At 63.4% G+C, this 12,622-nt stretch carries 12 protein-coding genes; 10 read left to right on the forward strand and 2 right to left on the reverse strand.

From position 1 onward, the window contains the following. Nucleotides 1–315 precede the first annotated feature (315 nt). Nucleotides 316–498: a YfhD family protein gene (locus E6C55_RS31875; protein WP_136373889.1), complete on the forward strand. Its 183-nt coding sequence runs from the start codon at nt 316–318 to the stop codon at nt 496–498. A 4-nt stretch (nt 499–502) separates the two neighbouring features. Then, entirely contained in the window at nt 503–844 is a 342-nt protein-coding gene (locus E6C55_RS31880; protein WP_136373890.1) for a hypothetical protein, read from the forward strand. Nucleotides 845–895: 51 nt separating this feature from the next. Here E6C55_RS31880 and E6C55_RS31885 read toward each other — a convergent pair whose 3' ends face one another. Further along, on the reverse strand, nt 896–1,738 hold the full coding sequence (locus E6C55_RS31885) for a hypothetical protein (RefSeq protein ID WP_168735991.1): 843 nt from the start codon (nt 1,736–1,738) through the stop codon (nt 896–898). Nucleotides 1,739–2,442: 704 nt separating this feature from the next. On the opposite strand from E6C55_RS31885, the gene E6C55_RS31895 reads away from it, so the two are divergent. The 6 genes from E6C55_RS31895 to deoC all read left to right on the forward strand — a co-directional run bounded on the left by E6C55_RS31895 (nt 2,443) and on the right by deoC (nt 9,461). After that, on the forward strand, nt 2,443–4,140 hold the full coding sequence (locus tag E6C55_RS31895; RefSeq protein WP_136373893.1) for a putative bifunctional diguanylate cyclase/phosphodiesterase: 1,698 nt from the start codon (nt 2,443–2,445) through the stop codon (nt 4,138–4,140). Between the two features lie 187 nt (nt 4,141–4,327). Continuing rightward, nucleotides 4,328–5,317 carry a 50S ribosomal protein L11 methyltransferase gene (gene prmA, locus E6C55_RS31900; protein ID WP_136373894.1) on the forward strand — a complete coding sequence of 330 codons (990 nt, stop codon included), beginning with the start codon at nt 4,328–4,330 and terminating at the stop codon, nt 5,315–5,317. Continuing rightward, complete coding sequence (locus E6C55_RS31905; RefSeq protein ID WP_136373895.1) at nt 5,314–6,027, forward strand: site-2 protease family protein; 714 nt, start codon at nt 5,314–5,316, stop codon at nt 6,025–6,027. The genes prmA and E6C55_RS31905 overlap by 4 nt, the downstream gene beginning before the upstream one ends. 84 nt (nt 6,028–6,111) lie before the next feature. Then, on the forward strand, nt 6,112–6,885 hold the full coding sequence (locus E6C55_RS31910; protein ID WP_136373896.1) for an RsmE family RNA methyltransferase: 774 nt from the start codon (nt 6,112–6,114) through the stop codon (nt 6,883–6,885). Between the two features lie 6 nt (nt 6,886–6,891). Then, entirely contained in the window at nt 6,892–8,241 is a 1,350-nt protein-coding gene (mtaB, locus tag E6C55_RS31915) for a tRNA (N(6)-L-threonylcarbamoyladenosine(37)-C(2))-methylthiotransferase MtaB (RefSeq protein ID WP_136373897.1), read from the forward strand. A 71-nt stretch (nt 8,242–8,312) separates the two neighbouring features. Continuing rightward, nucleotides 8,313–9,461 carry a deoxyribose-phosphate aldolase gene (gene deoC / locus E6C55_RS35295; protein WP_136373898.1) on the forward strand — a complete coding sequence of 383 codons (1,149 nt, stop codon included), beginning with the start codon at nt 8,313–8,315 and terminating at the stop codon, nt 9,459–9,461. Nucleotides 9,462–9,552: 91 nt separating this feature from the next. Here the strand turns inward: deoC and E6C55_RS31925 are convergent, their stop codons facing one another. Then, nucleotides 9,553–10,518: a Na/Pi cotransporter family protein gene (locus E6C55_RS31925; protein ID WP_230986955.1), complete on the reverse strand. Its 966-nt coding sequence runs from the start codon at nt 10,516–10,518 to the stop codon at nt 9,553–9,555. 250 nt (nt 10,519–10,768) lie between these two features. On the opposite strand from E6C55_RS31925, the gene E6C55_RS31930 reads away from it, so the two are divergent. Further along, complete coding sequence (locus E6C55_RS31930; RefSeq protein WP_230986956.1) at nt 10,769–12,121, forward strand: class I SAM-dependent rRNA methyltransferase; 1,353 nt, start codon at nt 10,769–10,771, stop codon at nt 12,119–12,121. 159 nt (nt 12,122–12,280) lie between these two features. Next, nucleotides 12,281–12,499 (forward strand): hypothetical protein, encoded by a 219-nt coding sequence (locus E6C55_RS31935; RefSeq protein ID WP_136373901.1) that lies wholly within the window; start codon nt 12,281–12,283, stop codon nt 12,497–12,499. Nucleotides 12,500–12,622 lie beyond the last annotated feature (123 nt).

A 12,622-nucleotide genomic window follows, 5' to 3' on the forward strand; every position in this document is an offset into this window, starting at 1 on the left:
CAGTGGGCTGCTATCTAGTTTAAGAGATGTCCTTTCTGAACACATCGCATGTCCCATCACAAATGGAATGTTTCGTTTACGCTGAGCGTTTGAGCTCTTACCACCGCGACAGCGGTTTAGTCCAAAATCGCAAAAAGTCATCTGAAGCCGCCTAAGTCGTCAGCTAAAATCACTAAAGTCAGCTAAAAGAAGGACCGTCGCGGCGACCTGCCCTGGCGGTTTTTCTTATTGGGGCGAGTGAATGATCCGCCTCTCTTGTGAACAAGCTATAACAATATCGGCGATTGCCGTTAATCAAGGGAGGACTGACGGTCAATGAAGGAACGCAGCGAGAGACATCGAGAACGCCGGCAGGGAAGCGAATCCGCTGGCGAATTGCCGACCGCCAAGGCCGAGGACGTCGAATTCTCCGCGGAACAGGCGGACGAAGAGGATCGGATCGCCCAGCGCCGCGCCGCGGAAGCGGACCGCCGTGCGGCCGACTGCGAGGGGGAGTAGCCGCGTGGACATGCAATCCCTTCAGGCGAGCTTCCGCGACCAGGATCAGGCCGAGGAAGCGGTTCGCAAGCTGGCTTCCCTACGGGCGAATCGGTTCCGGATGGAGAGAACCGGCGGCGGGGCGGACTTCGGCTCCCGGCTTCCGGCCAAGACGGCGGAGGCAAACGCCGGCATGAGCCGGCTGTCTGCCGAGCTGCTCGGCGATTCCCGGCTGGAAGCGGCTTCGGAGCTCGGCACTTCCGCTTCTTCCGGCGGTCCCGAGTTCCATCTGACCGTAGACGTGCCCGCAGGTGCGGCGGAGCAGGCCCGCAAGGTCATCCGGGCCGCGGGCGGCCATTGCCGCTGACCGGTTGCCCGAATCTTTGCCTTCAAGCGCTTCGTTGCGGCTCTCGGCCGTTTACCGAAGCGCTTTCATTATTCGGGCGGAAGCGGATGCTTCCGCATCCTGCGCTTCGAGGCGCGCTCGTTCCCTGTGCCGCTCCCTGTACCGTGCAGCCCGCTCCTGAAGCTGCTCCTCCCAAGGGAACACGGATGCCGCCGCTTCGAGCAGCCGCGCCGCCCGATCCCACTCTTCCCGCTGCGCCGCATAACCTTCCGCCCACTCGATGAGCTCGAACAGCTCGTTCTCCCATTTTCTGCGCAGTCCGGTCGCCCATTCGTCATAGATGCCGTGCAGCATCGTCCGCGGAGTTCGTCGCAGCAGCCTTATGGCCGCGTCGCACTTGCTCGCGGAAGCTTCGCACTTCAGAGTGTTCGCGAGATCGCTCTGGAATTCGAGCAGATCGCAGCGGACCGTCCCGCTCAGCTCGATCTTCTCCCGGTTCGAATAGACGAAGGGGAAGGAGGAGCGGCGTCCGAGCAGCTTGCGCAGATGGGTCAAGCTGACCCGAAGCAGGTTCCGGGCGTTGTCGGGAAGCGCATCCGGCCAGAGCTCATCGCAGATTGCCTCGCGGCTGGCCGACGGGTGCAGGAGCAGATACAGCAAGAGCCTCTTCACATTTTTGCGGGATAGGCCATCTTCGACCGGTTCGCCGTTCACCCGGATGCGGAAGCCGTCCATGACGTCGACCGCAAGCTCGTCCGCCGGGCGCAGCTTCTTCTCGAGGGACTCAAGCGCGCTCCTGACGTGCCGATGCCAGGCGGCGGTGTCGGCCTCGCTGGCCGACGGACGGGCAGGCCGACGGACGGGCAGGCCGGTTCCGGAGCGTCTTGTAGAAGTCCAGAAGCAGCCGGGCGACAAGCCGGGGCCGATCGTTCAGCACATGGCGGCCCGCCCCCGGAACGGTGAACAGCGAGCAATCCGGAATGAAGCTGAGCGGCAGCCCGTATCGGCCGGTTGTCATCGTCGGATCAGCCCCGCCGATCAGCATCAGAACGGGACAGCGAAGGTCCCCCAGGCGGAGCAGGGGCAAGCCGAATTCGCCGGACTTACCGGACTCGCCTTCTTCTGCCGGCCCAACAGGCTCCCAGGCGACCAGCACGAGAGACGCGATTTGCGCGGGGAAGCTCAACGCATAACGAAGCGCGATGTCCGCTCCGGCGCCGCAGCCGGCCAAGTGGACCCGATCGGTCCGGGTTCCCTCCGTCTGGACCGCCGCCAGGAACGCAGCGAGCCGATCGAAGCGCGAGTTCAACAAGGAAGCCGGGGGCGGGGCTGCGGGCGGCGGCGCGACGTCGGCGGACAAGATCCGGTAGCGGTCCGCGAGCAAGGGGAAGCGCTTCTCCAGCGGAGCCCAATCGGAGGCTGCAGCGGAGACGAGAACAACGGTTTCAATGATGGATGGCATGGCCGCTTCTCCTCTCTCTATTTTTTCCGACGATTAACGATCCGGTAATGCAATAATGACTAAAATTATGGCAATGATCGACAGGCGACGTCTGTGACTTCGTTCACACGGCGCGCCGGATCGGGCAGGCGCAGCCTGAGATGAGGGGAGATTGACCATGAGGACGCCGGACAATTCCGATGCCGCGTTGGCGGCCAGGGCGCTCGAAGCGATACGCGACGGCATTATCGTGACCGACCGGAATGCGACGATCGTCATGGTGAACGCGGCATTCTGCCGGATGACGGGCTTCTCCGGGGCCGAAGTCGTCGGGAAGAAGCCGAATGTGCTGCAGTCCGGCATGCACGGGAAGGAATTCTACCGAAGGATGTGGGCGGAGCTGCTGGCAAGCGGCCAGTGGGAGGGAGAGATCTGGAACTGCAAGCGCAACGGGGAAGTCTTCCTCGAGTATATCCGGATCTCCGCTATCCTGGACGCGACGGGGGAGGCAACGCATTACGCCGCCGTGTTCTCGGATATTACGGACAAGCGGATGGCGGAGCGCAAGCTGGAATGGCTCGCCAACTACGACATGCTGACGGGGCTGCCGAACCGGCGGCTGTTCCATGCCCGCCTCTCCGCATCGCTGCGGGAGCCCGAATCCGAGCGCGAGGGCAAGCATCTTCTGTTTATCGATCTGGACGGCTTCAAGTGGCAAAACGACAAGTACGGCCATGCGCTCGGAGACCGGCTTCTTCGGAGTGCGGCGGAGCGGCTGAAGGCGGAGGTGGGGGAGCGGGGGACCGTCTATCGGTACGGAGGCGACGAATTCACCGTGCTGCTCGATCCGTTGCCGACCGGCGTTCGCTTGGAGGACTGGACGAACGGCTTGCTGGCCGCGTTCCGGAAGCCGCTTCCGGTCGAGGACTCCGAGATCGTGCAGCCGCTGAGCATCGGCGTCGCGCCGCTTCGCGAGCTGTCGTCCCCGGCGGATTCCGACCGCTTCGTGAGGCATGCCGACAGCTCGATGTATCGGGCGAAGAAGGCGGGCGGGGACCGTTGGGTTCTTCATGAGGACGGTTTGCTGTCGCCGGAAGAAGAACGCGCGCGCAAGGTTGGGGAGCTCAGGGAAGCGCTGGCGAACGGCCAGCTCCTACTGCATTACCAGCCGAAGTTCGAGGTAGCCTCCAAGCGGCTCGCGGGGCTGGAAGCGCTGGTGCGCTGGAACCATCCGCAGCGGGGCGAACTGGCGCCGGGGGAATTCATCCCGCTGGCGGAGGAGACGGGATTGATCGCGGAGATCGGAGAGTGGGTGCTGGGCCGCGCCGTCGCCCAACTAAGGGAATGGGAGGATTGGGGCTACGAGCCGGTTCCCGTCTCGGTCAACCTGTCGCCGATCGAGCTGCAGCGCGAAGGGCTTGCCGGGCGGATCGAGGGGCTGCTGGCGAAGCTCGGCCTTCCGGCGCGGCTGCTCGAGCTTGAGGTCACGGAGAGCTCGATGATGCGGGATATCGATCCCGTTCTCTCCAATCTGACCGAGCTGAGGCGGCTCGGGGTCGGAATCGCCATCGACGACTTCGGAACGGGGTATTCCTCGCTCGGACAGCTCGCAAGGTTCCCCGTCGATACGATCAAGATCGACAAGAGCTTTATTCAATCCTCGCGCGAAGACGAGCCTGCTCCGATCGTGGAGTCGATCGTAAACCTCGCGCACGGGATGAAGCTCAAGGTTGTCGCGGAAGGGGTGGAGGATGAACGCCAGCTCAGGCTTCTGAGCCGGCTCCATTGCGAGCTTGCGCAGGGCTTCTTGTTCAGCCGGCCGCTTCCGGCGCGGGAGATTGAAGAGCGGTATTGGAAGAAGAGCGCGGCCCGATGAGGGTCGGGGGATGGCCGGGCGGCAATCGAGCTTCGCCCGGCCGTCCGCCAAGAGCGCGTCCCGGCACATCCGAACGCAGCCCGACCGGCTGCGTTTTTTTTTGCGTCAAGGGAATCGTTGCGTGTATAATGAAGGTCATTATAGGCGCTTTAAGCGCTTTTTAGAGTTGGATGGGGAGGAACAGAAGGTGCGTTGGTTCGAATTGACCGTATTCGCGACGGAATCGTCCCAAGAGATGGTTGCGCATTATTTGACGGAGCTTGGGGCGGGAGGCGTCTCCATCGAGGAGTCGTGGTCTCCGGACAAGCCTCGGGACACTTCGCTGGGACAGTGGTACGACAAGCCCTTGAACGACATTCCCGCCGGCTATGCTTACATTAAAGGCTACTTCTCGGAGGATGCCGATATGGAGCATCTCGTCGGCGAGATGAACGAACTGCTTAAGGGACTGCCGGAATTCGATTACGACGCGGGCGACTTCAACACAAGCTTCGCGGAAGTCGACGAGGAAGATTGGGCCCACGCATGGAAAAAGTACTTCAAGCCGATCGCCGTCTCCGAGAGATTGACCATCAAGCCTACTTGGGAGGACTACGAGGCGCGGCCGGATGAGCTCATCATCGAGCTGGACCCGGGCATGGCGTTCGGCACGGGCACCCACCCGACGACGGCGCTTTGCCTTCGCACATTGGAAGGGGCTATTCACGAAGGGGACAACGTCATCGACGTCGGCACGGGCTCCGGCATTCTCGCGATCGGGGCGATCAAGCTCGGCGCGAACCGGGTGCTCGCGCTCGACCTCGATCCGGTTGCAGTATCCAGCGCGACGGAGAATGTCAAGCTGAACGGCCTCGGAGAGCGGATCGAGGTTCGGCTGAGCGATCTGCTGGGCGTGCTGCAGGACGGCGAACGGACGTCTTCCGCGGAAGGCGGCGTGACGCCGCCCGTCGACCTGGTGGTCGCGAACATCCTCGCGGAGATCATCCTGCTGTTCATCGGCGACGTCTACGACGTGCTGAAGCCGGGCGGCATCTACATCGCCAGCGGCATCTACAAGAACAAGGAAGACGACGTCGCCTCCGCCCTGCTGGCCGCGGGCTTCGAGATTATCGAACGAGTGCGCCAGGACGATTGGATCGCATTCGTATCCGGCAAGCCGAAGGGTGAGGACGAATGAATTTTCTCGCGTATCCGCTGGAGCACATGCCCTTCGTCATCGTGACGATGCTGGTTGCCTTTACGATACACGAATTCTCCCATGCATGGACCGCCTGGAAGTTCGGCGACTCCACCGCGTACGAGCAAGGAAGAGTCACGCTCAATCCGGCCGCGCATATCGACTGGATCGGCGTGATCTTCCTCCTGCTTGCGGGCTTCGGCTGGGCGAAGCCGGTTCCGGTCCGCAGAGGCCGCTTCCGCTATCCGCGGCTGATGGGCATTCTCGTCACCGCGGCCGGGCCGATCAGCAATCTGCTGCTGGCGTTTATCGGGCTGCTCGCGATGTATGCGCTCGTCAATCTCGGGGTGCTGACCGCTCCGACCGATGCGGTTCGGGAGAACGTCGGGATCTTCATGGCGTACTGGCTTCATATCAACGTTATTCTGTTCCTGTTCAACCTGATCCCGCTCCCGCCGCTTGACGGCTACCGCATCGTCGAGGAGTTCGCGCCCATCAAGACGCGCATCAAGCTGGCGCAGTACGAGCAATGGGGAATCTTTATCTTCATTCTGTTTGTGTTCATTCCGCCGCTTCGCGAGCTGACGATCGATCCGCTGTTCTCGCTTGCGCTTCCGATCGTGCGGGAGATGCACGAGATCGCTGGCGCCATCTTCGGGCATCATGCGGATTCCTCCATTATCCCGAGCCTCTACGGCTGGCGATATTAATGCAATCATGAATGGATGAATGATTGAATGGATGAATGAGGGAACGAATGAGGGAGGCCTTCGGGCCTCGGAAGGAACGATGGCATGCAGCGGTATTTTGTAAGCGTGGAGCAGATGGGCGACGATCGGGTATTCCTGGAGGGGGACGATGCCCGGCATCTGGCGACGGTTATGCGCGCGCGCATTGGCGAGGAGTTCATCGCCTGCGACGGCACCGGCAGCGAGGCGCTGGCCAAGGTCGCCGCGATCGAGCCGGGACGCGTAACGGCCTCGATCATCGAGCGGAGACCGTCCGCCGCGGAGATGCGCTGGCGGGTGACGGTCGCGCAGAGCCTGCCGAAGGGCGACAAGCTTGAGACGGTCATCCAGAAGGGAACCGAAGCGGGCGCCGCCGTCTTCCAGCCCTTCCTCTCCAAGCGGACCGTCGTGCAGTACGACGAGCGCAAGGAAGCGAAGCGGCTGGAGCGCTGGCGCAAGATCGCGAAGGAAGCGGCGGAGCAGGCGCACCGGGGGCTTGTTCCCGACGTCCGCGCCGTCTGCTCGTGGAAGGAGCTCGTCGCCGGCATGGGCGGCTACGACCTGACTCTCCTCTGCTACGAGGAAGAAGGCAGGAGCGGAACGGGGCTGAGGAACGCGCTCGCTTCGTTCCAGGAGAGCGACGTCTGCGCGGCGGGAGTCGCTCCCCGGGTACTGCTCGTTGTCGGGCCGGAGGGGGGCTTCGATCCTGCGGAGGTCGAGCAGGCCGTTCTCGCGGGAGCCGCGGCCGTCGGCCTCGGGCGGAGAATTCTGCGCACGGAGACCGCCGCGCTCGTGGCGCTTGCCTGTCTCGCTTACGAATCGGGGGAATTGGGAGGTTGAACGACGATGCCTTCGGTGGCATTCTACACATTGGGCTGCAAGGTGAACTTCTACGACACGGAAGCGATGTGGCAGTTGTTCGCGAAGGAAGGCTACGAGCAGGTCGACTTCGAGACGACGACCGCCGACGTCTACGTCATCAACACGTGTACGGTGACGAACACCGGCGACAAGAAGAGCCGGCAGATCATCCGCCGCGCCGTTCGCCGCAACCCGGACGCCGTCATCGCGGTGACGGGCTGCTATGCGCAGACGTCGCCCGCGGAGATTCTCGCCATTCCCGGCGTCGATCTCGTCGTCGGAACGCAGGACCGCGACAAGCTGATGAGCTTCGTCGCGGACGTTCAGCGCGAGCGCAAGCCGGTCAACGCGGTGCGCAACATCATGAAGACGCGCGAGTTCGAGGAGCTGGACGTTCCGGCATTCGCCGACCGGACGCGCGCCTTCCTCAAAATCCAGGAAGGCTGCAACAACTTCTGCACCTTCTGCATCATCCCGTGGTCGCGCGGACTGTCGCGCAGCCGCGCCCCCGACAGCGTGCTGGCGCAGGCCAGGCAGCTCGTCGCGGCGGGCTACCAGGAGATCGTCCTGACCGGCATCCATACCGGCGGCTACGGGGACGATCTCGAGAGCTACCGGCTTGCGCATCTGCTCGCCGATCTGGACAAGCTCGAAGGGCTTGAGCGGATTCGCATCAGCTCCATTGAGGCGAGCCAGATCGACGACGAGATGATTCGCATGCTCAACTCCTCGAAGAAAATGTGCCGTCACCTGCACATTCCGCTGCAGGCGGGAGACGACGCGATTCTGAAGCGGATGCGACGCAAGTATACGACGGAGGAATTCGCGGACAAGATCGCGCGCATCAAGGCGGCGATGCCGGGAGTGGCTGTCACGACCGACGTCATCGTCGGCTTCCCGGGAGAGACCGAGGAGCAGTACGAGAACGGCTATCGCTTCATGGAGCGGATCGGCTTCTCGGAGATGCACGTGTTCCCGTATTCCAAGCGCACCGGGACGCCGGCTTCCCGCATGGACGAGCAGGTGGACGAAGAGGTCAAGCACGAGCGCGTTCATCGGCTGATCGAGCTGTCGGAGAAGCTTCAGGGCGATTACAGCCGGGGCTGGGTCGGCGCGCAGCTTGAGGTCATTCCGGAACGGGTATCGAAGGGAGAAGACGGCAGGACGCGGCTCGCCGGCTACTCGGACAATTACTTGTCCGTGGAGTTCGAAGGCGATGAATCGATGTACCGCAAGCGCTGTCTCGTCCGCTTGACCGAGAGCGGCACGAACGAGAACCGCGGCGAGCTGATCTCCGTCCTCAGCGACGTGCGTCCGCTGGCGAAGCGCGCCTAGCGAGGCCGGCACGGGATCGAGGGGAATCAAGGGGGAATCGAGCTCTTAGAGACAGACAGGGGGGAGAACCGGTGAAGGAGATATCGGCGGGCGGCATCGTCTACCGCAAGCAAGACGGCAGGCTGGAGATTCAACTGATCCGCGACCGGTTCGGCAAGATTGCGCTTGCGAAGGGCAAGCTGGAGGCCGGAGAGACCGAGTCTCAGGCGGCGCTTCGCGAAGTGGAGGAGGAGACGGGAATCCGGGGGGCGATCGTGGCTCCGCTGTCCGTCATCCGTTACGAGTACGAATCTTCGGAACGGGTGACCGTTCAGAAGGAAGTGCATTATTATCTCGTGGAGGCGGGGGAAGGCTCGCTTAAGGCGCAGACGGAGGAGATCTCCGGCGCCTACTGGTTCGACCCCGCCGAGAGCTGGAGGCTTCAGCTCTCGGAAGGCTACGAGACGAACGACGAGGTGCTGCGGCAGGCGTTGAAGCAGCTCGGGTACGCGGCGGCGGCGCGGCTTCGCCCGGAACGGGAAGGCCGCTTCCCGCTCTGGCTTCCGGGAATGCCGATCGCCCCGTTCATCGATCATACGCTGCTCAAGGCGGAAGCCGTCTCCGCGGACTATCGCAGGCTGTGCGAGGAGGCTTATGCGCACGGCTTCCACAGCGTCTGCGTCGGCGGGCGCTGGGTTCGCCAATGCCGCGAGCAGCTCGGCGGAACGAACGTGAAGGTGTGCGGCGTTGTCGGCTTCCCGCTCGGCTCGGGCGCGACGCGGGCGAAGGCGTTCGAGGCGGCCGCCGCGGTCGAGGACGGCGCTGCGGAGATCGACATGGTGCTCGCGATCGGCCGGCTGCTCGAAGGAGACTGCGCTTCGGTCGAGAGGGACATCACCGCGGTCGTGCAAGCCGTTCAAGGAGGCGCGCTCGTGAAGGTCATCCTGGAGACGGGAATGCTGACGGACGAGCGGAAGGTCGAGGCATGCCGCATCGCAGAGGCGGCCGGAGCGGATTACGTGAAGACGTCGACCGGATTCGGACCGGGCGGCGCGACGGAGGAGGATGTCGTTCTGCTCCGGGCGTCCGTCTCGCCGCGGCTCGGCGTGAAGGCGTCGGCCGGCATTCGCGACGAAGCCAAAGCGCGCAAGCTGCTGCTGGCGGGCGCAAGCCGGCTCGGCACAAGCTCGGGCGTGGCGATCGTCGCCGGGCACCGGCACAACGGCATCGACGAGCCTTGATTCTCAAGCCTTCATCCATTGCCGTCGCTTTCGACTTCGGCTGCGCGCCCTGGTCCTCCCGGCGGAGGCCGGCAAGAAGCAAACGTCTGCGCTACTTGGCGGCCCGGCGGCTTAACAACTGGGCTGCGGGCAGGACCAGCAGCGAGCAGGCGAAGTTGAAGATCGTCTGGCCGTGCGCGATCTGGGCGGCTGCGTCTTCGGGGGCGAACGCCGACGCCGCGGCCAGCAGCAAGTGCATGAACGGATAGAACAGCGCCGCTCCGGTCACGTTCAGCGCGATCTGCGCGAGCGCGACGAAGCGGCCGCCCCTGCCGCCGCCGAGCGAAGCGAGCAAGCCGGTGAAGCAGGTGCCGACATTGGCGCCGAGCACGATGGCGATGCCCGTCTCGGGGGAGAGCGCGCCGGAGCTGGCGAGCCCCATGGACATGCCGATGACGGCGGCGCTGGAATGGACGGCCGCGGTCAGCGCGGCGCCGCCGAGCACGCCCCAGATCGGCTCCGCTTCCGCGCGGGACGAGAGCTGCAGGAAGGCGTCGCTCCGCAGCAGTTGCGGGCCGATCGACTGCAATACGGCGAAGCCGACGAGCAGCAGGCCGAAGCCGGCGAGCGCGGCGGCGCCGAAGCGCATCGGCCCGACCCAGCGCTTCGGCAGGCGGGGCAGAAGTTGCATCTCGCCGGCGAGCGCGGTCCAGGCCCAGATCGCGAGGGAGACGAGCAGCACGGGCATCCCGTATTCGTGCAGGCGAAGGCTCATCAGCTCGGTCGTGAAGCAGGTGCCGACGTTCGTGCCGAGGATGATGCCGAGCGTCTGGCCGAGCGGAAGCAGCCCCGAGTTCACGAGACCGATCGTGATGACGGTGACGGCCGTGCCGCTCTGCAGCGTTGCGGAAGCTGCCGTTCCGGTCGCGAAGCCCCGCAGCGGGGTGGAGGTCGTGCGGCGGAGAATGTCGGGCAGGCGGCTTCCCGCCCACTGGCGAAGCGCGGCTTCCATAAGCTTCATCCCGAAGAGCAGCAGGGCCAGCCCGAACGTCGAGGCGAAGACGATATTGGCGATCAACGGGAGATCAGCTCCTTTGCCCAATCGTCGCGGCGGGGAGCGGGATTGCCTCCTCGCCTGCTTTTCATACATGCCAATATATGAGAATAACGGACAAGTCATGATAGGAAAGGTGGAGCTAGCCATGGCAAGCTCAAATCAAGCAGAAGATCATATTCCAAAAGATCAGATTCCAAAAGATCAAATTCCACAAGAGCAGGTTCCAAATTCAGGGGCGGGCGCCCTCCCGGCGAGCGGGCAAGCGCGCGTTGTGCTGTCTCGCAGCCGCCGGCCGAGATTGGAGCAGGGCCACCCGTGGATATATGCGAACGAGATCGAACGAATCGAAGGCGAGCCAGCTCCCGGCGACCTCGTCGAGGTTCGCGACCGCAAGGGGCAATACCTCGCAACGGGTTACTATAACCCCGCCTCCCAGATTACCGTTCGGATCGTCTCCTACCGGCCGCTTGCGGAGATGACGGAAGAGTGGTTCCGCGAACGGTTCAGGCAATGCGCCGAGTACAGAGGACGGTTCGTTGGCGTCGCCGCGTCCTGCCGACTTGTGTTCGGGGAAGCCGACTTCCTGCCGGGCCTTGTCGTCGACCGCTTCGGAGATGTCCTCGTTGTCCAGGTGCTGACGCTCGGAATGGACGCCGCGCGGGACCGCTGGCTGCCGGCGCTCGTCGATGTGTTCAAGCCGCACGGGGTCTATGAACGCAGCGACGTCGGCGTCCGGACGCTCGAAGGGCTCGAGGAGCGCACCGGCGTGCTGTACGGGGAATGTCCGCGCCATATCGTCATCGAGGAGAACGGCCTGAAGATCGAGGTCGACATCGAGAACGGGCAGAAAACAGGTTATTTCTTCGACCAGAGGGAGAACCGCGCGGCCATCGAACCGATTGTGCGAGGCTGGGGGGCGCGCAGCGGCATCCGGCTGGAGGAGCGGGAGACGGAAGAGGGGCGGCGGCTTGTCCCCGTCAATTCCAAGGGCAATCCGGTCACGTTCCCGTACTGGGACGGGGCGACGGTGCTCGAATGCTTCGCGCATACCGGCAGCTTCACGCTGCATGCGTGCAAGTACGGGGCGAAGAAGGTCACCTGCCTCGACGTGTCCGCCCATGCGATCGAGACGGCCAAGCGGAACGCCGAGCTGAACGGCTTCTCGGACCGCGTCGAGTTCGTCACGGCGGACGCGTTCGAGTACCTGCGGCAGCAGGTCAGCGGCAAGGAGGAGCGCCAGGCGCGCAGCGAGGGCAAGACCGATACGTCGAAGAAGCTGACCGCCGAAGCCAGGACGTGGGATGTCGTCATCCTCGATCCTCCGGCGTTCGCCAAGACGAAGCGCGCGGTGCCGGGGGCGATCCGCGGCTACAAGGAGATCAATCTTCAGGCCATGAAGCTGATCAACGAGGGCGGCTATCTCGTGACGGCGAGCTGCTCCTACCATGTCCGTCCGGACCTCTTCATGGAGACGCTGCTCGAAGCGGCGGCGGACGCGGGCAAGACGCTGCGCTGCATCGAATGGCACGGAGCCGGGAAGGATCATCCGCAGCTCGGAGGCGTCGAGGAAGGGCATTACCTGAAGTTCGGCATCTTCGAGGTGCGGAGCCGGAAGCTGCTGTAGGGCTGTAGAGCAACCGAACAATGCTGAGCCGCGGTGAGAAGGATAGCGACATTCAAAATGTTAGCAAAATATTAGTTTGGCAACCTGTAACTTTCTTAATGTCTCTCTTGTAATCTTGTATCAAGAAGCAAGGTTACGAACGCGAAGGAGGGAGTTAAGATGACGGACATTTTGCATTTCGGTCATCGGAACGTACCGTTGATGAATAGAGCGAAGCGATTGGACAGCCGCAGACTGCTGCAGGAGCGCATGAAGGAGATGACCCTCGATCTCGAGTTCCGGCGCAAGTGGAAGAAGGCCACGGGCGTGGAGCTGTGGTCGGACGCTGCGATCGTCAAGTTCTCGGATGGCACTAAGCTGTATCTGAACATATCCTGAAGCAAGGCCCGGCGCCGTTCGGAGCCGTCTCGCAAGCCGGAATGCCGGCTGGTCGAGGCGGCTTCTTGGCGCTAATTCGATTGCTTGCCTGTTGGGAAAAAACGAACGTGTGTGCGCAATGCG

It is taken from the genome of Cohnella fermenti (genome assembly GCF_004801405.1).
In the GTDB taxonomy this organism is placed as follows: Bacteria; Bacillota; Bacilli; order Paenibacillales; family Paenibacillaceae; genus Cohnella; species Cohnella fermenti.